At 36.9% G+C, this 23,362-nt stretch carries 25 protein-coding genes and 2 pseudogenes; 24 read left to right on the top strand and 3 right to left on the bottom strand.

Annotated elements, in window-relative coordinates; translation table 11 throughout:
• Positions 1-3: 3 nt before the first annotated feature.
• From AT575_RS04985 to AT575_RS04905, 17 genes and pseudogenes are all read left to right on the top strand, one after another.
• Positions 4-1,797 (top strand): glycoside hydrolase family 3 protein, encoded by a 1,794-nt coding sequence (locus AT575_RS04985; protein ID WP_102777421.1) that lies wholly within the window; start codon positions 4-6, stop codon positions 1,795-1,797.
• A 144-nt stretch (positions 1,798-1,941) separates the two neighbouring features.
• Positions 1,942-2,493: a GNAT family N-acetyltransferase gene (locus AT575_RS04980; RefSeq protein WP_102777420.1), complete on the top strand. Its 552-nt coding sequence runs from the start codon at positions 1,942-1,944 to the stop codon at positions 2,491-2,493.
• The gene (gene spxR, locus AT575_RS04975) at positions 2,486-3,769 is read left to right on the top strand and encodes a CBS-HotDog domain-containing transcription factor SpxR (RefSeq protein ID WP_165778646.1); all 1,284 of its coding nucleotides are present in this window, start codon (positions 2,486-2,488) and stop codon (positions 3,767-3,769) included. Before AT575_RS04980 ends, spxR begins: the two co-directional genes overlap by 8 nt.
• A gap of 24 nt (positions 3,770-3,793) precedes the next feature.
• Entirely contained in the window at positions 3,794-4,654 is an 861-nt protein-coding gene (locus AT575_RS04970; protein ID WP_102777418.1) for a methionyl aminopeptidase, read from the top strand.
• Between the two features lies 1 nt (position 4,655).
• Positions 4,656-5,621, top strand: coding sequence for a YihY/virulence factor BrkB family protein (locus tag AT575_RS04965; protein WP_102777417.1), 966 nt, complete (start codon positions 4,656-4,658; stop codon positions 5,619-5,621).
• A gap of 82 nt (positions 5,622-5,703) precedes the next feature.
• Positions 5,704-6,986: pseudogene (aroA, locus tag AT575_RS04960) on the top strand (3-phosphoshikimate 1-carboxyvinyltransferase).
• The gene (locus tag AT575_RS04955; RefSeq protein WP_102777416.1) at positions 6,979-7,470 is read left to right on the top strand and encodes a shikimate kinase; all 492 of its coding nucleotides are present in this window, start codon (positions 6,979-6,981) and stop codon (positions 7,468-7,470) included. Before aroA ends, AT575_RS04955 begins: the two are co-directional and overlap by 8 nt.
• Positions 7,471-7,635: 165 nt before the next feature.
• Entirely contained in the window at positions 7,636-9,069 is a 1,434-nt protein-coding gene (locus tag AT575_RS04950) for an LCP family protein (protein WP_102777415.1), read from the top strand.
• Positions 9,070-9,141: 72 nt separating this feature from the next.
• Positions 9,142-10,500 (top strand): 23S rRNA (uracil(1939)-C(5))-methyltransferase RlmD, encoded by a 1,359-nt coding sequence (gene rlmD / locus AT575_RS04945; RefSeq protein WP_102777414.1) that lies wholly within the window; start codon positions 9,142-9,144, stop codon positions 10,498-10,500.
• 296 nt (positions 10,501-10,796) lie between these two features.
• The gene (locus AT575_RS04940; RefSeq protein ID WP_102777413.1) at positions 10,797-11,324 is read left to right on the top strand and encodes an SWIM zinc finger family protein; all 528 of its coding nucleotides are present in this window, start codon (positions 10,797-10,799) and stop codon (positions 11,322-11,324) included.
• Positions 11,325-12,003: 679 nt separating this feature from the next.
• Positions 12,004-12,390, top strand: coding sequence for a GntR family transcriptional regulator (locus AT575_RS04935; RefSeq protein ID WP_102777412.1), 387 nt, complete (start codon positions 12,004-12,006; stop codon positions 12,388-12,390).
• The gene (locus AT575_RS04930; RefSeq protein WP_102777411.1) at positions 12,380-13,222 is read left to right on the top strand and encodes an ABC transporter ATP-binding protein; all 843 of its coding nucleotides are present in this window, start codon (positions 12,380-12,382) and stop codon (positions 13,220-13,222) included. The genes AT575_RS04935 and AT575_RS04930 overlap by 11 nt, the downstream gene beginning before the upstream one ends.
• A 175-nt stretch (positions 13,223-13,397) precedes the next feature.
• Positions 13,398-13,682: an ABC-2 transporter permease gene (locus tag AT575_RS10700; protein WP_217349834.1), complete on the top strand. Its 285-nt coding sequence runs from the start codon at positions 13,398-13,400 to the stop codon at positions 13,680-13,682.
• A gap of 456 nt (positions 13,683-14,138) precedes the next feature.
• Positions 14,139-14,648 carry a hypothetical protein gene (locus AT575_RS04920; RefSeq protein ID WP_102777410.1) on the top strand — a complete coding sequence of 170 codons (510 nt, stop codon included), beginning with the start codon at positions 14,139-14,141 and terminating at the stop codon, positions 14,646-14,648.
• Between the two features lie 314 nt (positions 14,649-14,962).
• Complete coding sequence (locus tag AT575_RS04915) at positions 14,963-15,508, top strand: DUF3592 domain-containing protein (protein ID WP_102777409.1); 546 nt, start codon at positions 14,963-14,965, stop codon at positions 15,506-15,508.
• A 44-nt stretch (positions 15,509-15,552) separates the two neighbouring features.
• Positions 15,553-16,368 (top strand): J domain-containing protein, encoded by an 816-nt coding sequence (locus tag AT575_RS04910; protein WP_102777408.1) that lies wholly within the window; start codon positions 15,553-15,555, stop codon positions 16,366-16,368.
• Positions 16,361-16,762 (top strand): HIRAN domain-containing protein, encoded by a 402-nt coding sequence (locus AT575_RS04905; protein WP_102777407.1) that lies wholly within the window; start codon positions 16,361-16,363, stop codon positions 16,760-16,762. Before AT575_RS04910 ends, AT575_RS04905 begins: the two co-directional genes overlap by 8 nt.
• 50 nt (positions 16,763-16,812) lie before the next feature.
• On the opposite strand, the gene AT575_RS11035 is transcribed toward AT575_RS04905, so the two are convergent.
• Genes AT575_RS11035 through AT575_RS04895 form a run of 3 tightly spaced genes read right to left on the bottom strand, consistent with a single transcriptional unit; the run spans position 16,813 to position 17,797 of the window.
• On the bottom strand, positions 16,813-16,941 hold the full coding sequence (locus tag AT575_RS11035; RefSeq protein WP_342748315.1) for a hypothetical protein: 129 nt from the start codon (positions 16,939-16,941) through the stop codon (positions 16,813-16,815).
• Positions 16,890-17,192: a DUF1761 domain-containing protein gene (locus AT575_RS04900; RefSeq protein WP_245871464.1), complete on the bottom strand. Its 303-nt coding sequence runs from the start codon at positions 17,190-17,192 to the stop codon at positions 16,890-16,892. The genes AT575_RS11035 and AT575_RS04900 overlap by 52 nt, the downstream gene beginning before the upstream one ends.
• 35 nt (positions 17,193-17,227) lie before the next feature.
• Positions 17,228-17,797, bottom strand: coding sequence for a dihydrofolate reductase family protein (locus AT575_RS04895; protein WP_102777406.1), 570 nt, complete (start codon positions 17,795-17,797; stop codon positions 17,228-17,230).
• Positions 17,798-18,311: 514 nt separating this feature from the next.
• On the opposite strand from AT575_RS04895, the gene AT575_RS04890 reads away from it, so the two are divergent.
• The 7 genes and pseudogenes from AT575_RS04890 to AT575_RS04860 all read left to right on the top strand — a co-directional run bounded on the left by AT575_RS04890 (position 18,312) and on the right by AT575_RS04860 (position 23,205).
• The gene (locus AT575_RS04890; RefSeq protein WP_102777405.1) at positions 18,312-18,767 is read left to right on the top strand and encodes an 8-oxo-dGTP diphosphatase; all 456 of its coding nucleotides are present in this window, start codon (positions 18,312-18,314) and stop codon (positions 18,765-18,767) included.
• Positions 18,768-18,993: 226 nt separating this feature from the next.
• Entirely contained in the window at positions 18,994-19,986 is a 993-nt protein-coding gene (locus AT575_RS04885; protein WP_102777404.1) for a helix-turn-helix domain-containing protein, read from the top strand.
• A gap of 76 nt (positions 19,987-20,062) precedes the next feature.
• Entirely contained in the window at positions 20,063-20,542 is a 480-nt protein-coding gene (locus AT575_RS04880) for a nucleoside 2-deoxyribosyltransferase (protein WP_071792867.1), read from the top strand.
• Positions 20,543-20,682: 140 nt separating this feature from the next.
• The gene (locus AT575_RS04875) at positions 20,683-21,141 is read left to right on the top strand and encodes a GNAT family N-acetyltransferase (protein ID WP_102777469.1); all 459 of its coding nucleotides are present in this window, start codon (positions 20,683-20,685) and stop codon (positions 21,139-21,141) included.
• Between the two features lie 85 nt (positions 21,142-21,226).
• Positions 21,227-21,616: a PaaI family thioesterase gene (locus AT575_RS04870; RefSeq protein ID WP_102777403.1), complete on the top strand. Its 390-nt coding sequence runs from the start codon at positions 21,227-21,229 to the stop codon at positions 21,614-21,616.
• A 163-nt stretch (positions 21,617-21,779) separates the two neighbouring features.
• Positions 21,780-22,436 (top strand): ABC transporter ATP-binding protein, encoded by a 657-nt coding sequence (locus AT575_RS04865; RefSeq protein ID WP_102777402.1) that lies wholly within the window; start codon positions 21,780-21,782, stop codon positions 22,434-22,436.
• Positions 22,433-23,205: pseudogene (locus AT575_RS04860) on the top strand (ABC transporter permease). Before AT575_RS04865 ends, AT575_RS04860 begins: the two are co-directional and overlap by 4 nt.
• Positions 23,206-23,362 lie beyond the last annotated feature (157 nt).

Below are 23,362 nucleotides of genomic sequence, written 5' to 3'. Positions count from 1 at the left end.
AAAATGACACATTTAGTTGATTTAACAAAAAAACCCTTTAACTTAGATCAGGAAGCAATTGCTTGGGTTGAGAAAACCATTAGCGAGATGACACTTGATGAAAAAATTGGTCAATTATTCTTCAATATGGGAGCTAGTCGTTCAGAAGACTATTTGACACAAGTTTTAAATGATTACCATATCGCAGCCGTTCGTTATAATAAAGGACCTGCTAGTGAGATTTACGATCAAAACTTTATTTTACAAACCAAATCAAAATGGCCAATGTTAATTGCTGCCAATACCGAATCCGGTGGCGATGGTGCTGTAACTGACGGTACTATGGTTGGTGATGAAATTAAGATTGCTGCAACAAATGATTCTCAATATGCTTATGAAATGGGGCGTATTGCTGGTATTGAAGCTTCAGCTGTAGGTTGTAATGCTTCCTTTGCACCAATTGTTGATATTACCCGTAACTGGCGTAACCCTATTATTGCTAACCGTACTTGGGGTTCAAATGTTGATCAAATTATTGACCTTTCTAAACAATACATGAAAGGGATTATGGAGCACAACATTATGCCATTTGCCAAACACTTCCCGGGCGATGGTATTGACGAGCGTGACCATCATTTATCTTACGCTTCAAACCCAATGGGCAAAGAAGAATGGATGTCTACTTTCGGTCGCATTTATGGTGAATTGATTGAAGCCGGTTTACCTGGTATTATGTCAGGGCATATCCACTTGCCAAATGTGGAAAAAGAAATGCATCCTGAGCGTGAACTGGATGAGATGTTACCAGCATCTTTAAACAAAACATTACTTGATGAATTACTGCGTGGTGAATTAGGTTATAATGGGGCAATTGTTACCGATGCCTCTCACATGGTTGCCATGACGGCTTCAATGCCACGTCGTGAATTATTGCCAACAGCTATTGAAGCTGGTTGTGACCTTTTCTTGTTTTTTAATGACCCAGAAGAAGACTTGCAATGGATGAAGGAAGGCTATGAAAATGGTATTCTTTCAGATGAACGCTTGCACGATGCTCTTCGTCGTTCTCTTGGTCTCCGTGCTAAATTAGGGCTTCATCAATTTGAAGGTCGCCGTCAAGACTTATTCTTACCAAAAGAAGAAGCAATGGCACGTATTCATTCTGACAAAGCGCAAGCTATTTCCGATCAAGTTGCGGATAAAGCCATTACCCTGGTTAAAGACAAACAAAAAGACATTTTCCCTGTGACTCCTGACCGTTACAAACGCATCTTGATTGTCAACGTTGAAGGCCATAAGGGTGGCTTCGGTGCTATGATTGCCGGAAATAAAAAACGAGCTTCTGATCATGTTAAAGAATTGCTTGAGGCGCGTGGTCATCAGGTGACAGTTTGGGAATCTACGGAAGAAAGAATCATGAAGTTACCTGAAAGTGAACGTGCGGCAGCCTTTGCTAATGTTTACGCTCAAAAACAACCAATTTCTAACTTGACTGACAATTATGATTTAATCATTAACTTGGTTGATGTTAACTCTGGTGGAACGGTTCAACGAATTGTTTGGCCAGCTGCTAAAGGTACGCCAGACCAACCATTCTACGTTCATGAAATTCCATCTATCGTTGTTTCTGTTCAACATGCTTTCGCTCTTGCTGATATGCCGCAAACTGGGACATATATCAATGCTTACGATGGCAAACCAAATACGATGGAAGCCCTTGTTCGTAAATTAGCCGGTGAATCTGAATTTACTGGTGTCTCATCTGTGGATGCTTTTTGTGGCTTGATTGATACACATATTTGGAGACAGCACAAATAAGCCATTTAAATAATGCTAAAGACTCTGATTTCAGAGTCTTTTTTGGTGTGATTGATACAGTTTCTGATTTTCATCAATCTGTTATAGTAAAATAGTTAAAAATTTGTTATAATTATCTCAAACTAGGCAAGGGAAAAGGTGTTTATGGATTTTTGGACGCAATTGGCGAAATTGACTTTTCTAGAGAGTGACCGCTTGTATTTGAGGCCTGTGACTTATGCAGACGCGTCAGCCTTTTTTGAGATTGCGTCGGATGCCCAAGAGCTCTCGTTTATTTTTCCAGCAGTGGCAACTAAGCTCGAGAGTGATTACCTTTTGACCCATGCTTTTTTGAAAAATCCGCTAGGATGCTGGGCTATTTGTCTAAAAAATCAGGATCAAATGATAGGCTTTCTTAAATTTGAGAATGTGAATGTCAGCGATGGGAAGTCGGAACTAGGCTATTTTTTGAGGTCCAACTATCGGGGCAAGGGCTATATGACTGAAGCAGTCCGTTTGGTCGCTTGGCGGGCTCTGACACAGTTGGGGCTAGTGTCGCTCCAAATTGTTACCCACAAAGAAAATCTGGCTAGTCAAGCTGTTGCAAGAGCTGCTTCCTTTGTCTTTAAAAAGTCTTTTAAGGGCAGTGATCGTTACACCCATAAAATGCGTGAGTATTATGAATACCAAATAACTAAAGGTGATTATCATGAGTAAACATCAGGAAATTTTAGAGTATCTTGAGAAACTTGCTATCGGCAAGCGTGTGAGTGTCCGTAGTATTTCTAACCATTTGAAGGTTAGTGATGGGACAGCTTATCGGGCTATTAAAGAGGCGGAAAATCGTGGGATTGTTGAGACTAAGCCACGGAGTGGAACAGTTCGGGTAGAACGTAAAAACCGGATGCGGATTGACAAGCTGACCTATACTGAAATTGCTAGAATTTCAAATTCTGAGGTCTTAGCTGGTCATGTTGGTCTCAGTCACGAGTTTTCGAAATTCTCCATTGGTGCCATGACGGAGAAAAATATTGGACGATATTTGGTAAAAGGGGGACTTCTCATTGTTGGGGACCGTGAAGAGATTCAACTTCTGGCTTTGAAAAACCATAATGCCATTTTGGTTACAGGTGGTTTCCCTATTTCAAATCGGGTTCTCTCAACTGCTAATCAATTAGGTATTCCTGTTATGGTAACTCGCTACGATACCTTTACGGTCGCAACCTTAATAAACCATGCCTTGCTCAATTTCCGAATTAAGACGGACTTGAAGACTGTCGAAAGTGCCTTGATTCCGCTTGATGATTATGGCTATATTCATGAGCTCGACTCTATTGCCAATTTTAACCGCTTGGCTAAGGCAACAAGTAATGTGCGTTTCCCCGTTCTTAATAAAGAGAATAAAATTGCCGGCGTTGTCAGCATGCGCGATATTGTTGGTCGAGAACCAAACACCATTATTCGTGAGATTATGTCGCAGGATCCTATTGTTGTTTATCCGAAAACGAGTCTAGCTAATGTCGGACAAAAGATGATTTTCGAAGATTTAAACATGTTACCTGTGGTCGACGACGATAACCGAGTTATGGGTGTTATCACCAGACGTCATGCCATGGATAATTTAAAAAAGAGTCCAGCCATTAGTCACAATACCTACAGTGAACAGATTATTTCTGAATTAGAAGAATACAATCACTTTTTCCAATTAGTGGTTGAACCTAATATGATTGATAGTACAGGGAATTTGGCGCAAGGGATTATTTCGGAGTTGTTGAAAGAAATTTCGGTTAAAGTCTTAACTCGGAAATATCAAAAAAATATCATTATTGAGCAAATGATGATATACTTTTTACATGCTGCACAGATTGAGGATCAATTAAAAATTTATCCGAAAATTATTACAGAAACCAGAAGAAGTGGTATAGTTGACTTTGAAATCTATATCAATAATCAAATTGTGGCAAAAGCAGTTATTACAAGTCGAATAAATTAAGTTAGTTTGAGGAGATAAAAAAGAATGATTACATTGAAATCTGCGCGTGAAATTGAGGCAATGGATGTTGCTGGGGATTTTTTAGCAAGTATTCATATTGGCCTTCGCCAGATTATTAAACCAGGTGTTGATATGTGGGAAGTTGAAGAATATGTTCGGAAACGCTGCAAGGAAGAAAATGTCCTTCCTTTACAAATTGGTGTTGATGGCCATGTGATGGACTATCCATATGCTACTTGTTGTTCATTGAATGATGAAGTGGCCCATGCCTTTCCAAGACATTACATCCTTAAAGAGGGTGATTTGTTAAAGGTTGACACTGTCTTAAGTATGCCACTTGATAAATCTATTGTTGATGTAGCAGCCTTAGATTTTGATAATGTTAAACAAATGAAAGCTTTGACTGAGCCTTATAAAGGTGGTTTGGCTGATTCTTGTTGGGCTTACGCTGTTGGTAAACCAAGCCAAGAAGTAAAAGACTTAATGGATGTTACCAAAGAAGCCATGTATATTGGTATTGAAAAAGCTCAAGTTGGCAATCGTATTGGTGATATTGGTGCTGCCATTCAAGATTATGCTGAAAGTCGTGGCTATGGAGTTGTTCGTGATTTAGTTGGTCACGGTGTTGGGCCAACAATGCATGAAGAACCAATGGTACCAAATTATGGTGTCGCTGGTCGTGGCTTACGCCTTAAAGAAGGTATGGTCTTAACTATTGAACCAATGATTAATACCGGCACTTGGGAAATTGATACTGATATGAAAACAGGTTGGGCTCATAAAACCTTAGATGGTGGGCTATCTTGCCAGTATGAACATCAGTTTGTGATTACTAAAGATGGTCCAAGAATCTTGACCAGTCAGGGAGAAGAAAGAACTTATTAATATGGAAAAGAAGAAGAACTTTTTGACAAGATTAATAGAAAAATGGCAATATGAACCTGTTCAGGCTTTCATGAAACACTTTATTAGTGCAGAAATGGACCTGTCCTCTATAGCTGTGGCCTATTATCTGATTTTAACAGTTTTTCCTCTCATCATTATTGCTGCTAATATTTTCCCCTATCTTAATATTGATACTTCAGACTTGCTCAACTTGATGAAGCAAAACTTGCCAAGAGATATTTACCGTCCAGCCGCCTCGGTTGTAACTAATATTTTCTCTAAACCAGCGGGTAGTATTTTGGGGATGGCGACAGTAGCTGGTCTCTGGACCATGTCTCGGTCCTTAACCTCCCTACAAAAAGCTATTAATAAAGCCTATGGAGCATCACAACACCGAGATTTTTTGGTTGGTCATATTATTGGCTTACTAATTAGTGTCTTCATCCTTTTCTTATTAACCTTTGTCCTAATTTTTTCAACCTTCTCAAAGGCTGCTATTCAAGTTATGGACAAACATTATCATTTGAGTGATAATGTCACCTCCCTTTTCTTGTTATTAATACAGCCAATTACCATTGTTATTATTTTTCTTGGCATTATGGTCCTTTATTTCTTATTACCAAATGTCAAGATTCATAAGATACGTTATATTTTACCAGGCACTTTTTTAACTGCATTCGTAATGACCTTTTTGAGTAATATGATTGCTAACTATGTGGTCCACAGTGTTGAACGGATGGTCGATATCAAAATGTTTGGTTCCATTATGATTTTCATCATGATGCTTTGGTTTATCTTCCTAGCTCGAATCCTGATATTTGGTGCCATTTGTAATGCTACCTATCAAGAATTAGACCAAGGAAAATTAGTCGGACGAAGAGGCAATGTAGCCTCGATTATCGAACGCCTTTTTGGCAAAAAGAAAAAGTCGGAAACAAAAGACAAACAAAATACAAATGAAAGCTAGGACACCAGTGTCTTAGCTTTTTCACATCTAGAAGTTACGACAGACTTATGATAAAATGTTAAGGATTAAACAAGGAGAAAGCATGTTACTGAAAACCAATGCAAAAGCTTTAAAAGGGACAATCAGAGTTCCAGGTGATAAATCCATTAGCCACCGTGCTATTATTTTTGGTGCCATCTCTGAAGGCCAAACAGAAATTGAAGGGCTCTTAGAGAGTCAGGATGTCTTAGCTACCATCAGTGCTTTTCAAGAAATGGGCGTCCACATCTCCCAAGATAATAATCGCTATCTAGTTGAAGGCCGAGGCTTTTCCGGTCTTAAGGAGCCTCAATCTTCTCTTGATATGGGGAATTCAGGGACTTCTATGCGACTCTTAACTGGAATCTTAGCGGGTCAAGATTGGACAGTTACCCTCAAGGGCGACGCCAGCCTGAGCAAGCGTCCAATGGACAGAATTGCCATCCCACTAGAGTTAATGGGTGCCAAGATTCAAGGCCAGGGGCAGCGCCATTTACCCCCTCTAACCATAAAAGGTAGCTCCAACTTAAAAGCCATTTCATATGTTCTGCCAGTTGCTTCTGCCCAGGTTAAATCAGCTATCTTATTTGCTGGCTTACAGACAAGAGGTCAGACGCAACTAAAAGAAAAAGCCATTACACGTAATCACACCGAAGATATGATTAAGCTCTTTGGTGGGCAGATTGAACAGGATGGTAAGCAAATCCGTTTAAGTGGACCACAAACATTAAAAGGACAGAAGATAAGAATCCCAGGCGATATTTCCAGTGCAGCCTTTTGGCTAGTGGCCGGACTGATTATTCCAGGTTCGCAAATTATTTTGGAAAATGTCGGGATTAACGAGACAAGAACTGGCATTTTAGATGTCATCAAAGCCATGGGTGGCCAAGTAAACTATATCTCTCTAGATTCCAAAACCAAATCAGCAACACTAGAAGTCTCCTACTCGCAACTAAAAGGGACGGAAATTTCAGGAGACCTCATTCCGAGACTGATTGATGAACTGCCAATCATCGCACTTTTAGCCAGTCAGGCTCAAGGGCAAACGGTGATTAAGGATGCTGAAGAATTGCGCTACAAAGAAACGGATCGCATTGCAGTAGTAACGGATATCTTAAAAAAAATGGGTGTCCAAATCCAAGACTTGCCTGATGGCATGATCATTACCGGAGGGCAAGCCCTAAAAGCCTGCCAAGTAGATGCCCAATTGGATCACCGCATTGCATGATGACAGCCATTGCTGCCCTTCTGGTAAAAGAAGGCAATGTCCAATTAGAGGGAGTAGAAGCAATTGCAACTAGCTATCCAGAATTCTTTAAGGACTTAGAAAGGTTAGAAAATGCCTAAAGTATTACTAGGTTTCATGGGAGCCGGAAAAACCACAATCGGTTCTCTCTTAGACGATCATTTTTTAGATATGGATATGATTATTGAAGAACGGATTGGCATGTCCATTTCCGATTTCTTTGTCCACCAAGGCCAAGCAGCATTTCGAGAATTGGAATCAGCTCTGCTAGCAGAATTAATGATTCTCGACGAATCCTATATCGTTTCAACAGGAGGGGGAGTGGTGATCAGCGAAGCCAACCGTCAGCTTTTACGGCAAAACCGTAAACATAATATTCTGCTCTCCGCATCCTTTGAAGTTCTCTATGACCGCATCAAAAAAGACAAGAATTTTCAGAGACCACTTTTTTTAAATAATTCCAAAGAAGATTTTCACGGTATCTTTGAGCGTCGGATGACCCTGTATGAGGGACTTTCGGATTTAATCATTAATGTCGATCATCGGACCCCTGAAGAAATTGTCCGAATTATTAAAAGTATTTAGGAAATTGTGGCAAAATTTAAGGAGGAACCTTGAGCAAAAAGCTTAAGGTTTTCTTAAGTTTTCTTAAAATCTTGATTTTTCACAGACAAGTTAGAGAAGTTACGTTATAATAGAAGTTATTGATAGTATTTGAGAGAGAAATACAGATAAGTAAATGGACATGATATGGCAAGACAAGGAAATAATGGTTTAAGTCACCATGAAGAACTTAGGTATTTTTACCTACTGAGAAACTTGAGTTACCTCAGTGAAAACGAGGAAAGAGAATACCGTTATTTAAAATCTAAAATGGGGGCGGGCATAGGTCCGGTTCAAGAAAAATATTCAGCTGAGAACCATCAGGTTTATCAGGATTTTTCTGCTAGTCAAAATCATTACATGGAAGACTATCCAGAAGAAAACCATTGGCAAGAAGAAACATTACCTGGAGGTTTGCCTCTTTATCCAACCCAAGAACCTTTATCTCGACGGGCAAAGAAAAAAGCAAAAGTCAAAAAAGAGGAGCCACTCCCTGAATACTTAGTAGGAGCAGATCACTTTTATCAAGAACAGGAAGAATATGCCAGACCCCAAAGCCATAAAAAGCCAAAGAAAAAGGGACGCTGGAAAAGATACCTTAAACTTATAGGGATTCTCCTCTGCATTATTCTATTTGGTATCATTTTCATGTTTGCCAAAGGCTATCTTGATATTTCAGGTAATAAAACGAAATATAAGCCTGCGGTCACGGAAACTTTTAATGGCATTGATACTAAGGATGGTACAAATATCTTAGTCTTAGGTTCTGATCAACGAGTGACGCAAACGACAAGTGAAGCTAGAACTGATACCATTATGGTTATTAATGTTGGAAATAAGGACAAAAAAATCAAAATAGCTAGTTTTATGCGTGATACTTTAGTTAATATTCCCGGATATAGCTATAATGACAGTAACTCATATGATTTAAAATTAAATTCGTCATTTAGTTATGGTGAGCAAGATGGACATCAAGGTGCAGAAATGGTACGAAAGACCTTGAAACATAATTTTGATATAGATGTGAAATATTATATGATGGTTGATTTTCAATCTTTTGCAGAAGCTATTGACACCCTATTTCCTAGTGGGGTAGCTATTGATGCAAAGTTTGCAACTATTTCGGGTGAAGCGGTTGATTCTGTCCAAGTTCCAGATGATTTACGAATGAAAAATGGTGTCGTTCCAGATCAAACAATAAAGGTAGGACAACAACGAATGGATGGTCGGACGCTGCTTAACTATGCCCGTTTCCGTAAGGATGATGATGGCGATTATGGTCGGACAGTTCGTCAGCAACAAGTCATGACAGCAGTCATGTCGCAAATAAAAAATCCCACAAAATTATTTACGGGTTCAGCAGCCTTAGGAAAGATTTATGCTTTAACTTCTAGCAATCTCCCCTTCCCAGTACTCCTCCAAAAGGGCATTTCAACAGCGACTGGTGGTGCTAAAGTAGAACGCATAACGATTCCATCTCAAGGTGATTGGGTAGATGAATACGATATGTATGGTGGTCAAGCCCTCTATATTGATTTTGCTAAGTACCAAAAGAAATTAAGTAAATTAGGATTACGCTAAATATGGTATAATGAAGAGTAACTTAGGTTGCTCTTTTTTAGTGCCAACCTCCCTCCAAGTAAAGGAAAAATCATGTTAAAGAAAAATGAAATTGTAGAAGTGGTCATTGAAGATTTAAGTCACCAAGGATCAGGTGTAGCCAAAGTTGATGGCTTCGTCTTTTTTGTGGAAAATACTCTTCCAGGTGAACGAATTACCATGCGCGTATTAAAACTCAATAAGAAGATTGGTTTTGGTAAAGTGGAAGAATACCTGGAAAAATCCCCACATCGTAATGAAGACCTAGACGCGACTTATTTAAGAACAGGCATCGCAGACTTTGGTCATCTAGCATATGACCAACAATTGCTTTTTAAAGCCAAACAAGTTAAAGATAATCTCCATAAAACAGCTGGAATTGATAGCGTCGAAGTCTTGCCGACCATTGGTATGGAGCAACCCTATGCCTACCGAAACAAGGCTCAAATCCCTGTTAGGCGTGTTAATGGTCAATTAGAAACAGGCTTTTTTAGAAAAAATTCCCATGATTTATTGCCAATCAGTGATTTTTACATCCAAGACAAAGAAATCGATAAATTAATTCTTTTCGTCCGTGACCTCTTACGCCGCTTCCAAGTTAGCCCTTATAATGAAGCAGACCAGTCCGGCCTGATTAAAAACTTGGTGGTCCGCCGCGGCCATTATTCCGGACAAATGATGCTAGTCTTTGTCACCAGCCGTCCTAAAGTTTTCCGTGTAGATCAAATGGTACAGATGATTACAGAAGCCTTTCCGCAAGTCGTTTCCATCATGCAAAATGTTAACGATCAAAATGGCAATGCTATTTTTGGCAAGGACTTTAAAGTGCTTTACGGCCAAGATTACATCACTGATAGTATGTTAGGCAACGATTACATGATTTCAGCCCAATCCTTCTACCAAGTCAATACAGTTATGGCGGAAAAACTCTACCAAACAGCCATTAATTTTTCGGAACTTAGTAAAGATGATGTGGTTATTGATGCCTATTCAGGAATCGGAACCATCGGACTTTCCTTTGCCAAAAAAGTCAAAAAAGTATACGGCGTTGAAGTCATTGAAGCTGCGGTCAAAGATGCTCAGAAAAATGCGGAACGAAATGGCATCCGCAATGCAACATTTGTAGTGGACACCGCAGAAGTAGCCATGGAAAAATGGAGCAAAGAAGGCATCAAGCCAAGTGTCATCCTAGTTGACCCACCACGCAAAGGCCTAACCGAAAGCTTTATCAAAGCCAGCGCCGCCATGGAACCGAAGAAAATCACTTACGTTTCTTGTAACCCAGCTACCATGGCGCGTGATATCAAACTCTACCAAGAACTAGGCTACGACCTCAAGAAAGTGCAACCGGTGGACTTATTTCCTAACACGCACCATGTGGAGTGTGTAAGTCTGTTAGAAAAACGCAAGTAATTCATGGCGCTTTTGAATTTTAAGGCGCCATGCTAAAAAGGTCCACAGGACCTTTTTACTCCCTTCAACGCTTCACACCAAGTGTGTGGTTTTGACGTCATGGAAATTTAATATCAAAAAGATGTATATAAAAGAGGATAAAATAAAGTGTAATGAAAAAATCTATGCCTTAAAATGTACAGGAAATCGTGTGTTCAAGAAGCAGTTTTGCTTCCAATGTTGGTTGGTATATGATGAATGAATTATCATCTATTGATAGTGAAATTAATACTATTTGAATAAATGGAGGTGACTATATGAGTATTTGGGAAGAATTAAAATTAGTTCATTTGGCAAGTCGTGCGTCATTTTATAGAGGAATTTTATATTATCAAAATAAGTCAGTGGTAAATGAAGTGTGTAGTGGCAGTGGTGTCTATGAAGGGGAAGTTAACGGCTCTCAAGATAATGTTTATAACGTTTTAATTGATATTAATCATCCTAGAAAATCAACTTGTACTTGTCCTTTTAGTAAAGGAAGAAGAGTGATTTGTAAGCACATGGTAGCTTTATACTTCTCACAATTCCCTAAACAAGCTGATGCTATTATTGCAGAGTGGGAGGAAGAGGAACGTGCACATGAAGAATCATACAATGAATGGGCAGATGAATATCAAAAAGAGCGATTGAAAGAAATCGAAGAAATTACAGCTTTTGTAAATAGTCTAAGTGTTGAACAAGTCAGAAAAAAATTGATAGATGCCCTTTTAAAAGAGTTTGATAGTGAATATCCTGATTATGATTATTTTGATGATTATTATTCTGATGATTATTATTATAAATAAATAGTGATATCATATTAAATGGTGCAAATACAAAATTTCAAGTGTAATACCATAATTAGTTCGGTACATATCCAAACAAATATATCGAATTTTTTCTTTTTCATGCACTTCTAAATTGAAAAATCAATTTAGCTCATCTTTTTTGTAAGGAAGTTTCACTCTCGTCAACCGATTTTCTTAAAATCATACATGTCAGTTAAATAGTTAGTTTGAATATTTAATCAAATAATATATCGCAATAATTTACATCTCTAAGAGAGATAAAAATTAAAAAAAGAATAATTGCCGATTTCTACAATTTTTCCGTTGATATATCTCCTCTATGATGATTTTTACACTTTTTTTGTTGATATATGTCACTTATGGTGATATATCTATTTAGAAGGTTAATACTGCTTTAGGACAAATAATGCAGTTTTGATATAAAGTCAAATTAATATTAATGAGATTTTTGGAAGAGAAGATGGCACAGCAAAATATCTAAGTTTCATTGATTGAAAAGTCACTATATTTAATACTTCAGTTTGTGAAATAAACGGATTCTTTCATTCTCTTAAACTCATATAAGTGGGATTAATAAAATCGAATATAATACTCAAAACACTTGATTTCAAATCAAGTGTTTTTTTGGATTGATAAGAGTTAAGTGGTGTTATATACTGTTATGGAGGAGATTATAATGAAGATAATACTTATTAATGGCAGTAGTACACCATTATATGAACAGATAAAAAACGCAATTAAAGAGAATATCGTTGATTCTACGTTGTCATCTGAGGAACAATTACCGTCAGTTAGACAGTTATCTAAAGAGCTGAATGTAAGTATTTTGACCGTCAAAAAAGCTTATGATGAGTTGGAAAAAGAAGGCTTTATTCTAATTCGTCAGGGATTAGGAACCTTTGTTGCTGCCATGAATCCAGATATATTAAAAGATGAAAAGCAAAAAGAGATTGAAAACTATTTAACCAAATCTTGTCAAATTGCTAAGGCAATTAACATCAGTGAATCTGAATTAATAGACCTTATACACTATATATATAAAGGAGATGTGTATGAAGAATAAAATAGAAATAAAACATTTGAATAAAAAGTATTCTGAATTTGCTTTAAATGATGTTAATCTTACCGTTCCAAAGGGTTATGTTACTGGCTTTATTGGTAAAAATGGTATGGGAAAAACCACAACAATTAAATCAATTCTCTCATTGATTCATTATGATGGCGATATTGAATTTGGAGATTCTAATACCGGAACAAAAATTGACAACCAAAAAATTGGTGTCATTATGGATGATTCTTTTCTTGCAAAAGATTGGAATATGGATTTAGTCAATAAGGCCATGAAGGTTGGATATGATGAATGGGATGAGACATTATTCCAGAAATATTTATCTGACTTCACTATTGACAGAAAGCTTAAGGTTAAAGAATTATCTCGCGGCATGAAAATCAAACTGATGTTGGCCATTGCTTTGTCGCATCATGCAGATGTCTTGATCCTTGATGAACCTACAAGTGGTTTAGATCCAAGTATGCGCGAAGAGTTTATGGAAATCATTTCTGACTATATGCAAGATGAAAACCATTCAGTACTCTTTTCTACTCATATTACACAGGACCTTGAAGCAATAGCAGATTATATTGTATTTATAGATAATGGGAAAATTCTACTCTCTCTAGAAAAAGATGACTTCATGAATTATTTTATGATATTGAAATGTGATATACAAAATCAATGCTCATTAAATGAATCTCTTGTTTTAGGAAGGAAAAAGACAAAATATCAGATTGAATACTTGGTGAAGCGTAGTGAAGTGGATGAAATACCAGAAGGGTATATCGAAGATCTCATTTCTATTGATCGCATTATGATTCTTTTTAGAAAGGGTGTCTAATGGACTTAATGAAAGTATTAAAGCTAGACATATTGTCAGTTAAACCTTATTTTACAATTAAAAACCTCATTATCTTATTTGGAATGGGAATTGGATATGGTGCCTTATCAAAAAATCCTGTAACAGCACTAGCTACAGCACAAATGTTTGCTATTCTCTTTTCTGGGTACCTTTCATGGTGGGTGAAGAGTCAGGAATTGATCCCCTCTATAAGTTGTTTGGTATCTCTCCCAAAGATGTTGTTAAGGGTAGATATTTACTAGCCACTTTATTTGTAGGATCTATGATCCTTATCGGTATTGTCTTAGCATTCATTATTTCTCTAATCTTCCAAATTAATAATGGTGCGCTAACTATTTTAGTAACAGCACCCATAGTAGGTTTAGTGACTTTATTTATTATTTTTATGGAATACCCCATTTATTTTAAATATGGTATAAAAAAGGAAAAACACTGGTGACAATTCCTTTTCTATTGTTGGCAGTTATTGTGCTTGCATCTACCTTTTTCGCGAATCAGTTGAAAGTGGTAACCGACTTTTTACTGATGAACAAGATATTTAGTGTCAGCATACTCCTTGCTATAATAATAATAATAGGAATGATCCTGTCCATGAAGTTATCAAACAAATTTTATTCTGAAAGTGATTTTTAATTTATTCCAATTAATGATAACTAGGGAGTGACTTACCCAAATAACTAATATATTGAACAAAAAATAGCCACTCATGAAGAGTGGTTTTTTGATGTTTTCAAAAATGATCTCAAAACAAAAATAATATTTTTCTTTTAAAAATAATTTTCTCATTTTCCAACTTTAAATTATTGTATAATTGAGATAGAAAGTATTTGAGATTCAAATAGTAAAACACGTTTTTCATTTTTTTGTCTATTTCGTCCAACTTCGGAGGCTCTAAATGAAATTTACGGTTAAATCATGGACTTTGGGTCCAGCTACCTCGTCTTTAATTTTGAGTATCATTTTTAATACTTTTGCGATTGCCTTGCTTTATCATTTTTTGACCTCTTTTTATCGTAGTGGCTGGGAAGTTTTTGGTGCTACTGTGAGGTTTGCGGTTGGGATTCCTGGAGCTTTTTGTTTTATTGGTATTCTCCGTGAACGCAAAGTTGTTAAAAAGGAATTTTTCCCTTTAAATGAAGGCCTTGGAGCAAGTCATGTCTTGGAATTGGCTAATAAATTGCAGGATCGTCTTTCAGCATTGAATTGTCTGATTGAAACCAATGAAGATGGCATCCGAATTTCAAGACTTTTAAGTCCTGAGGAAGAGGCTAAACTGACCTCAGGCGAAACCCTATACAATGAAGGTACTGTTCTTTTAAAAACTTTGCAAAAGAATAAATTTAAACGCTTAAATTTTAAAAGTGCTCTGACAAAGGAATCTGGTATCTATCATCAAAAAAACTAGACTAGTCGGTGGTCGCTCTATCTCATTTTCTTACAGGGCGGAAGTAGATCCTAAAAATGGAAACATACAAGTCAATAAATGTCTGTCAAATCCTCAACACTTAGGAGATATTTTAAAACTATCTAAGAAGGAAGATAACTGGAAAGAAGCCTTTGATGCGAAAACTAAATATGCTCTTCAGATGGCAGCCCTAGGTAGTGGGGCGCTATTGTGGTTTTAATTGGATTTTTCATTCAATGGGTAATTGAAAAATTCTAGAAAGAAAAACAACAAATAGGTAATTATTTCTTAAAAAATATAGAGGGAGTTGGGAGATGTTAGTTATTAAATTGATTTTCGGGATTTTCCTTGCCCTAGGGGCTTTAATTCTATTTGTCATTGCTTTTAAATTCTTTTACAAATATTTGTTACAAGAGTCTCGATGTACGGAAGAGACCAGTGGAGAAGTTATTTCCTATACTAGAACAAGCAAAGGCTTTGAAGATTCGGGTATTCATTTACCCATTGTCTCTTATACTGTTAATGGTCAACACTATAAGGTAGTTGGCCCAGAATATAAGGCTTATAAAACCTACTCTCACAGGTCGCCAATTGCTGCTAATACTATTAGGGCATCTTATGAGAAAAATCAAGTACTTTATATCGACCGGAGTTTGAATAGTCATTTTGGCTTGATTAAAAATCCTCTTGAGGAGATTTACCCGATTGGCAGTCAAGTTAAGGTCTTTTATGCTGCAGATAAACCACAATTGGCATATGTTGAAAGATATTGTCAGAAGAAATGGGCTTTTTATCTAACCTTTGTTACAGCCATCTGCTTACTCATTATAGATTTATTGATTGTCATTCTCTTGCCATAATGTTCTGAAACTAATTAGAAACTTACTTTTAAAAAAATAATAAAATGGAAAATAATCATTTACTACCAGGACTTAGTCCTATCAAAAATGCTGTTGATGCTTTACGCAAAGAAATTGTTGATCTTGTTTTTGAGCGAGATCAGCTTAAGTTCACGGTTTGTGAAAATATTAAAGCTTCTTATATCCGTGAGTATGGTGATTTAGAATATCGCATCTATCAAGCCTACACAGTTTTTATGAGATTGAGACGGAAAAAAGACTTTATCCAAGCCAGGATAAACCGTCAAGAGGAAATTAATCTTGTTGAAATCGAGACACTTTTAGATCAAGAGTTTCAACACTACCAAGAAAGCTTACAAGAAAAATTAGAAGAAATGGCGAAAGCTGTTGAAAGAGTCAATGGCACACCATTAACTGGGGAAGAAAGTAAAGAGTTGAAACAACTCTATAAATTATTGGTCAAAAAATTGCACCCAGATTTGCAGCCTGATCAAAGTGTACAGGATGCAGAGTTTTTCAAATCGGTCGTTTCAGCATTTAAAGCCTGCGATTTAAAGACCTTAAGACTAATCGATTTACTTTTACAAGAGGGCAGTAGTGACAGTGAAACTGGTTTGTCGACGGTTAAAGATTCCCTTGAGCAAGAACAAAAGAAATTGGAAGTGATAAGAAAAAACATTCAAAATGAGATTGAAGAACTTAAGTCGGTCCCTCCATATACCTTGAAGGAGTATTTGGCAACTGATGAGATCATTCGTAAAAGAAAAGATAGTCTGCAAAAGCAACTAGTAGCTTATCAAGAAGCCATTAAGACGCAAAATGAGGCACTAAAACAATTATTAGGAAATAAACATGAATGAATTAATGACAAATAACAATCATGGTTTGATTAAGTATTTGCAAAATCGGGAATTGGGTCTCGTTTTGCCAACTCCCTTCGAAAGAGATATTTACTTATTTGAAACCATAGTTGCAGGTACCAGTCACATTGAGAATATCGCGGACATTGAAGCCCAACTGGCCCTTGACGATAAGCTGGTCTTCTATCGGGAGCCAGATAATCGCTTTGATCCCCAGGCGATCAAAATTGCAACCTTGAAGGGTGATAAAATCGGCTATATTCCGAAAAAAGACAACCTGATTTTTTCTCGCCTCATGGATGCGGGCAAGGAGCTTTTTGGTAAAATTACCCGTAAAGAGAAAAAAGGTCAATGGACCAAGATTGAAATGGCCATCTATTTACATGAAAGTTAAGCCTAAAAAAGCTCCAATCTGAAAGTGTCAGAAAGGAGCATATTTTGATTTTATTTAATAAGCAATAAAGCTAAACCGATTACCATGAAGGCAACAATCTTATAACTTTCGTTGATAAGAATTAATTTTACTGGACGTTGCTCAAAGAAGTAGTTCTTAAGTCCAGAAAGAACCGTAATAATACCGATGATGATGGCATTAAGGGGGTTGCAGCATTGATAGCTGATAAGAATAAGATGGTAACAATGCTGATGATAACTTCAACGATGACTGTCATAATCATTTCTTTTTTACCATCGCCGTTTTTACCAATATCTTCAGGGTTAATTCCCATTGCTTCAATCCAAGGTTTTTGGAAGAGGAGGCCATACCAGAGGGCACCAATCATAAAGTTAATAATGCCGGCTACAATTGCGATAATAAGTGTCATTTTTTTCTCCTAATGTGAATGCTTGGGGGTGTGAATTAATGTTTAACTTTGTACTCAAGGCCCAGGGCACCAGTACTGAAGCACTCTGAGCTGATTAGTTCTAAGTCTGTGCTGATATCTTCAAAGAGGCGCAAGCCATTCCCAACAACAGTGGGAGAGACTGACAATTTAATCTTATCGATGAGATTTTCAGAAAGTAAGGAGCGTCCGAGGCGGGGGCTACCTAAAATTAAAATATTTTGACCGTCCTTATTTTTCAACTCTTTAAGATATTGGCTTAAATTTTCAGATACTATGGTAGAATTATTCCAGTCAGCAGATTTAAGACTTGTAGAAGTAACAACCTTCTCAACATCACTTATCCACTTGGCATGTCTGCGTTCATAATCTGTAGCTTCAGGATTATCAAGCATGTCAGGCCAATAGCTGTACATCATTTCATAAGTTGCTTTACCCCAAAGGATGGTATCAACGGTGGATAAGTTTTTTTGAGCAAAGGCTTCAAGTTCTTGATTATAGGCCACAAAGCCAATATCCATGGCTCCTTTTGGACCTTCGACAATGCCATCAAGTGACATATGTAAAAATAAAACGACATCTCTCATTTTTCAGACTTTCTAATTTTTAAAGTAACTTAGATAGTATACTGTTTTAGCAAGATAAAGTAAATTGATGTGACTGAAAAATCTTATACCGGTTCTAATTGTGGTTGATGATAATCAAGAAGTTTCTATTTTGTCTGAAGCTGTATGGTCCGAAAGCTTTAGAAAGGGCCGGCATAGAGGGCTTTCCATTTACTCAATCAGAATAAGATGATAATACTATTCTAGCTTATTTGTCTGAAAATGATCATCAAGCTAAAACGGTAGATGGTTTGGATATTTTTGCAGGGCTTGGCATTACAGATGCTTTATGTCTTATACCAAGATTATAATTATGGACGCTAGTCATTATTGTAGGTCTTATTTACCTCGTTTATAAAGTCAATACTTGATGAAAAATGGATCAAACCGTTATTAAATTGCCTATTGACTTGACAAATTGGGAGAAAAATCAGATACTTTAATAGTAAAAGCTAAGATATCAGAATACAAATCTTTAGAAATAAGGAGTCTTAAAATGTCGCGAGAAATTGCAACAACCCTGACCAATATGTGTATGATTTATGATGATCAAGGGCGTGTTTTAGTTCAGGATAAGGTCAGCAATGACTGGTGGGGAATAACTTTCCCAGGTGGACACGTTCACTATGAAGAGTCAGTAGTCGACTCGACCATAAGAGAAATCAAAGAAGAGACTGGCTTAGATATCAGCGATTTGGAAATATGTGGCATCAAAGATTGGACCAATTCCGATGGCTCTCGCTATGTTGTCTTTCTTTATAAAACCAATAAATTCTCAGGTCAATTGCAATCATCAGATGAAGGTGAAGTTTACTGGGTTGATTTAGAAGAACTCAAGCACTTGAAATTAGCTTCATCCATGGACATCATGCTAGAAGTTTTCTTACGTGATGATGTCAGCGAGCACTTTTTCTTCCAAGAAGATGGTGTTTGGAAAGATATTCTCAAATAATAGGATCTGAAAGTCATCTCTAAAGATGACTTTTTTTCTTAGAAGTGGTATCAAATTGAGAGCTTTAGTCCATTTTTTCATGATATAATTATCTTAAAGAATGATGCAATAAATAGCATTAAATCAGGCTTGCAACTGACAGTTGACAAATTGACGTGCTCACTTTATAGCTTGCAACTCCATTTTTAAGTATGCTAAAGCTATCAAGTACTTGGAGGTAAGAACAATGATTTTAGCAGATAAGATTATTGAGGAAAGAAAACGGAATGCATGGAGCCAAGAACAATTGGCAGAAAAATTAGATGTTTCAAGACAGTCTGTCTCAAAGTGGGAAAGTGCTCAATCCATTCCGGATTTAAATAGAATCATTCAAATGGCAGCTATTTTTGATGTTTCAACAGATTACTTGTTAAAGGATGACTATCCAAAAGAAGAAAGCGGAAAGCTTGTAGAAAGTCATGACGAACAGGGACCAAAACGATTTGTTACACTTTCGGAAGCTCAAGATTATTTAAATCAGGTGCAAGTAGACAGCCCTAAGGTAGCATTAGCTTCAAGTCTCAGTGTTTTATCCCCCATAGCATTACTTGCCTTATCTGGGATGGCTGAAAATAAATTAATGGGTCTCTCAGAAGGAATTGCTGGAGCAATTGGTATTGGCGTGCTTCTTATATTTGTCGCAATTGCTGTCTCCATTTTTATTTCAAGTGATAATCATCTTAAGAAATTTGATTACTTAGAAAAAGAAGCCATCGATACGGAATATGGGGTAGAAGGCCTTGTTAGAAAGCTTCAAAATGAATTTGACAGTCGTCATCAGCGACAGATTGTCATAGGCGTTATCTTATGCATACTAGGTGTCATCCCATTAGTCATGTTTTCCTTCTTAACCCAAGATGACCTTATTATTATCTTAATGGTTTGCTTGCTCCTTTCAATTGTCTCTATTGCTGTCAACCTGTTTGTCAAGAATTCAATGATTGCCAGTAGTTATCAAAAATTACTGGAAGAAGGGGACTTTAGTTTGGCCAAAAAGAAAAGTTCAATCCTTATCTCACGGGTGGCAAGTATCTACTGGTTATCAGCAACCGTTATTTATTTAGGATGGTCCTTTATCACTAATAGCTGGGGAATGACCTGGATTATTTGGCCAATCGCTGGAATTCTTTTTGTTATCGTGATGACCATAACTAAAATAGTCATAAAAGCTGAAGATTAGATAGCTGCCTCATTAAGAGGCAGATTTTTCTTGCGGTCGTGTTATAATAGTAGTACTAAAAATAGAGGAGTTTCCCATGAAGATTTATTTTGCAAGTCCCTTATTTACTGAGATGGAATTTACCTTTAACCAAGTTTTGGTGGAGAAAATTCGTAAGGCTTACCCTGAAGCTACGGTTTTCTTGCCACAAGAACAAGGTGAGATTAATGATAAAAATGCCTATGCTGATTCTAAAATGATTGCTATGTTAGATACGCAAGCCGTTCTAGAGAGTGATTTTGTGATTGCGGTCTTGGATGGTCAGGTGATTGATCCTGGCGTTGCGTCAGAAATTGGAATTGCCTATCAAGCAGGTATTCCTGTCTTGGGACTTTATACAGATTCCCGCCAATTAGGAGCGGATAACCAACAAAAATTAGATGCTCTCCAAACCGTTGGAGAATCACAATTTGGTTATGTGAATTTGTATACTGTAGGACTTATCAAATTAAATGGTAAAGTGGTTAGCTCAAGCCAGGAACTCTTGGATGCCATTGCTGACTTCGATAACAACTAAATCATTTTTAGATTGAAATAATCAAAGTTGTTTTTAAAATGAGAGACAATTGAACTGATTTATTTGCTAGAGATAAATCAGTTTTTGATTATAAATGACTGATCACGTAAAAAAGAGAAAACTATATGGAGGAAAATCCAATGATTCGTTTTGCTAGAGTAGAAGATGCCCCAAGTTTACAAGTGATTTGTAAGGAAGATTTGGGTTATGACCAACCACTTGAATCTGTGACAAAACAACTTGCTCGCTTTCATCACAATCAAGACCATCCTATTTTTGTTTTTGAGGATGATGAGAGTCAACAGGTTCTTGGGTTTTTAGAAGCAGAGGTTTATGAAACGATTTACAGTGATCCTGGTCTCAATATTTTAGGCTTAGCAGTGGTTCATTCTAGCCAAGGAAAAGGGATTGGCAAAGCCTTGTTGACTTTTTTTGAAGCATGGGCCATGGATAGACAGTTTGCCTTTATCCGCTTGAATTCTGGCTCTCAAAGGCTTGAGGCGCATGCTTTTTACCAAAGGATGGGCTATGATGGATGGAAGACTCAAAAACGCTTTATTAAGATGCGTGAAACTTTTGCTAGTTCGCAAACCAAGTAAACTATTTTCACAAATATTTTTTTAGCTCAGATGTCTATTTTATAGTATAATTAAGAACTGTAATGACTATATACGAGGTAGAAAAATGAAAAAAGAAGATATTGAATTAGCTGAAATTCGCGTTTTTGAAAATTATAAGATTGAAACTTTAGAAGCTGGTCATGCTGTGATGACAACAGAAGTTGTTGAACATTCTTTAAATTATTACAACATTTCGCATGGTGGCTATCTTTTTACCCTTTGTGACCAAGTTGGTGGTCTAGTTGCTAAGTCCTTAGGCGTTAATGCTGTAACCTTGCAAGCTAATATTAACTACCTTAAAGCCAGTCGCTTAGGTGAGACGCTTTGGGTTGAAGGAAAAGCTGTGCATAGTGGTCGCACAACTCAAGTTGTTGACGTAGAAGTGAAAAACAAGGATGGTAAAGTTTTAACAAAAGTGAGCCTAACCCTTTACATCACTGGTAAAATTGAATAAAATTAATATCTGAATCATTCATTTAGCTAGGACAATAGTCCTAGTTTTTTTATGCTAATCTCTTATCTTCTCATTTTTTAATCGCAAATAAGGACTTTTATCGAAAGAAGTGGTAAACTAGTTATTAAGAATGATTATAATTAAGAAACAACAGGAGAAAGAAATGGCATTATTAGATTTTACAGATGTCTCCTTTGTTGCCGACGGTAAAACGATTCTAAGTGATATTAGTTTTGCGATTGAGCAAGGAGATTTTGTTTCCATTGTTGGTCCATCAGGGGGTGGTAAAAGTACCCTTTTAAAATTGGCTTCATCATTACAAAGCCCGACAAGTGGTCATATTACCTTTGAGGGGAAAAAACTAGAAGATTATGAACCAACGCAATTAAGACAGCAAGTGTCTTACTGTTTCCAAACACCTTATTTGTTTGGTGAAATCGTTAAGGATAACATCCAATTTCCTTTTGATATTCGCCATTTGCCAATGGACCAAGACCGCGTTAAAAATTTGTTTGACCTCTTCAAAATGGATCTTTCTTATCTAGAGCAAGATGTCAAAAAATTATCAGGTGGAGAAAAACAAAGAATTGCTTTGATTAGACAGCTTCTATTTACTCCAAAAGTACTTCTCCTTGACGAAGTGACCTCATCATTGGATACGCAAAACAAAGAGATCGTTGAAGAAGTGATTGCTAATTTACAAGCAGAAGGGATGACTATTCTCTGGATTACCCATGATTCTAGCCAATCTCGTAAATATGCCAATAAGGTGATGACCATTGTACAAGGTCAATTAGAAAGTTTGGAGGTGATTAAATGAGTGGCGCAGATAATATTTCCGTAACATCCTTGCTTTTAGCATCCTCATTAGTTCTAATTACCCTTTTCTTTTCTTATTGGCAAAAACTGAAACTTGAGAAAGAAATTATCATTAGTGCTGTCAGAGCTGTTATTCAACTCTTAATTGTCGGTTTTATCTAGATTACATTTTTGGCTACAAGAATCCTATCTTTACAGCATTACTTTTACTCTTTATGATACTCAATGCCTCTCATAATGCTGCCAATCGTGGTAAAGGCATCAGCAATGGCTTTAAAATTTCCTTTATTGCCATTACTTTAGGAGCAAGTATTACCTTGTCAGTCCTGATTTTTTCAGGCATTTTACAATTTGTTCCAAACCAAATGATTCCTGTCGGAGGAATGATTATTAGTAACTCAATGGTGGCCATTGGGCTTTGTTACAAACAACTGTTAGCTTCTTTCCGTGATAAACAAGAAGAAGTAGAGACCAAATTGGCGCTTGGCGCAGATATTTTACCAGCTTCTATCGACATTATTCGTGACGTTATTCGGACAGGGATGGTGCCAACCATAGATTCTGCTAAAACTTTAGGGATTGTTTCCTTACCAGGGATGATGACGGGGCTAATTCTAGCAGGAACTTCTCCGATTCAAGCTGTCAAATACCAAATGATGGTTACCTTCATGTTACTCTCGACAACTTCCATCGCTTCCTTTATCGCTTCTTACCTAGCTTATAAGGGATTTTTCAACAAAAAGAAACAATTACAAGTCAAGAAAAATTAAAAAAGATTGGAAAATTTTCCAATCTTTTTATTATGTGACTTTTAGTCCGTTTCACTCCGAAGGTGTGAAACAAAAAACCACCCGCTATGCGGGTGTGCATCAAAGGTTATACCCAAAAGACTCCTAACGCGGTACAATATAGGTGTTCAAGCCAATT

Origin of the sequence: Streptococcus penaeicida (assembly GCF_002887775.1) — a bacterium.
In the GTDB taxonomy this organism is placed as follows: Bacteria; Bacillota; Bacilli; order Lactobacillales; family Streptococcaceae; genus Streptococcus; species Streptococcus penaeicida.
Note: the sequence above shows the minus strand (reverse complement) of the source record. Positions and strands in the feature narration are given on the sequence as shown.

What these genes read in the sequence shown, in the direction of transcription:
- AT575_RS04910 (WP_102777408.1), top strand. Translation starts at nt 15,553, where the DNA reads ATGGAAAATAATCATTTACTACCAGGACTTAGTCCTATCAAAAATGCT.
- AT575_RS04875 (WP_102777469.1), top strand. Translation starts at nt 20,683, where the DNA reads ATGATTCGTTTTGCTAGAGTAGAAGATGCCCCAAGTTTACAAGTGATT.
- AT575_RS04885 (WP_102777404.1), top strand. Translation starts at nt 18,994, where the DNA reads ATGATTTTAGCAGATAAGATTATTGAGGAAAGAAAACGGAATGCATGG.
- spxR (WP_165778646.1), top strand. Translation starts at nt 2,486, where the DNA reads ATGAGTAAACATCAGGAAATTTTAGAGTATCTTGAGAAACTTGCTATC.
- AT575_RS04935 (WP_102777412.1), top strand. Translation starts at nt 12,004, where the DNA reads ATGAAGATAATACTTATTAATGGCAGTAGTACACCATTATATGAACAG.
- rlmD (WP_102777414.1), top strand. Translation starts at nt 9,142, where the DNA reads ATGTTAAAGAAAAATGAAATTGTAGAAGTGGTCATTGAAGATTTAAGT.
- AT575_RS04940 (WP_102777413.1), top strand. Translation starts at nt 10,797, where the DNA reads ATGAGTATTTGGGAAGAATTAAAATTAGTTCATTTGGCAAGTCGTGCG.
- AT575_RS04930 (WP_102777411.1), top strand. Translation starts at nt 12,380, where the DNA reads ATGAAGAATAAAATAGAAATAAAACATTTGAATAAAAAGTATTCTGAA.
- AT575_RS04920 (WP_102777410.1), top strand. Translation starts at nt 14,139, where the DNA reads ATGAAATTTACGGTTAAATCATGGACTTTGGGTCCAGCTACCTCGTCT.
- AT575_RS04915 (WP_102777409.1), top strand. Translation starts at nt 14,963, where the DNA reads ATGTTAGTTATTAAATTGATTTTCGGGATTTTCCTTGCCCTAGGGGCT.
- AT575_RS04890 (WP_102777405.1), top strand. Translation starts at nt 18,312, where the DNA reads ATGTCGCGAGAAATTGCAACAACCCTGACCAATATGTGTATGATTTAT.
- AT575_RS04880 (WP_071792867.1), top strand. Translation starts at nt 20,063, where the DNA reads ATGAAGATTTATTTTGCAAGTCCCTTATTTACTGAGATGGAATTTACC.
- AT575_RS04870 (WP_102777403.1), top strand. Translation starts at nt 21,227, where the DNA reads ATGAAAAAAGAAGATATTGAATTAGCTGAAATTCGCGTTTTTGAAAAT.
- AT575_RS04970 (WP_102777418.1), top strand. Translation starts at nt 3,794, where the DNA reads ATGATTACATTGAAATCTGCGCGTGAAATTGAGGCAATGGATGTTGCT.
- AT575_RS04905 (WP_102777407.1), top strand. Translation starts at nt 16,361, where the DNA reads ATGAATGAATTAATGACAAATAACAATCATGGTTTGATTAAGTATTTG.
- AT575_RS04950 (WP_102777415.1), top strand. Translation starts at nt 7,636, where the DNA reads ATGGCAAGACAAGGAAATAATGGTTTAAGTCACCATGAAGAACTTAGG.
- AT575_RS04865 (WP_102777402.1), top strand. Translation starts at nt 21,780, where the DNA reads ATGGCATTATTAGATTTTACAGATGTCTCCTTTGTTGCCGACGGTAAA.
- AT575_RS04900 (WP_245871464.1), bottom strand. Translation starts at nt 17,192, where the DNA reads ATGACACTTATTATCGCAATTGTAGCCGGCATTATTAACTTTATGATT.
- AT575_RS04985 (WP_102777421.1), top strand. Translation starts at nt 4, where the DNA reads ATGACACATTTAGTTGATTTAACAAAAAAACCCTTTAACTTAGATCAG.
- AT575_RS10700 (WP_217349834.1), top strand. Translation starts at nt 13,398, where the DNA reads ATGGTGGGTGAAGAGTCAGGAATTGATCCCCTCTATAAGTTGTTTGGT.
- AT575_RS04895 (WP_102777406.1), bottom strand. Translation starts at nt 17,797, where the DNA reads ATGAGAGATGTCGTTTTATTTTTACATATGTCACTTGATGGCATTGTC.
- AT575_RS04980 (WP_102777420.1), top strand. Translation starts at nt 1,942, where the DNA reads ATGGATTTTTGGACGCAATTGGCGAAATTGACTTTTCTAGAGAGTGAC.
- AT575_RS04965 (WP_102777417.1), top strand. Translation starts at nt 4,656, where the DNA reads ATGGAAAAGAAGAAGAACTTTTTGACAAGATTAATAGAAAAATGGCAA.
- AT575_RS04955 (WP_102777416.1), top strand. Translation starts at nt 6,979, where the DNA reads ATGCCTAAAGTATTACTAGGTTTCATGGGAGCCGGAAAAACCACAATC.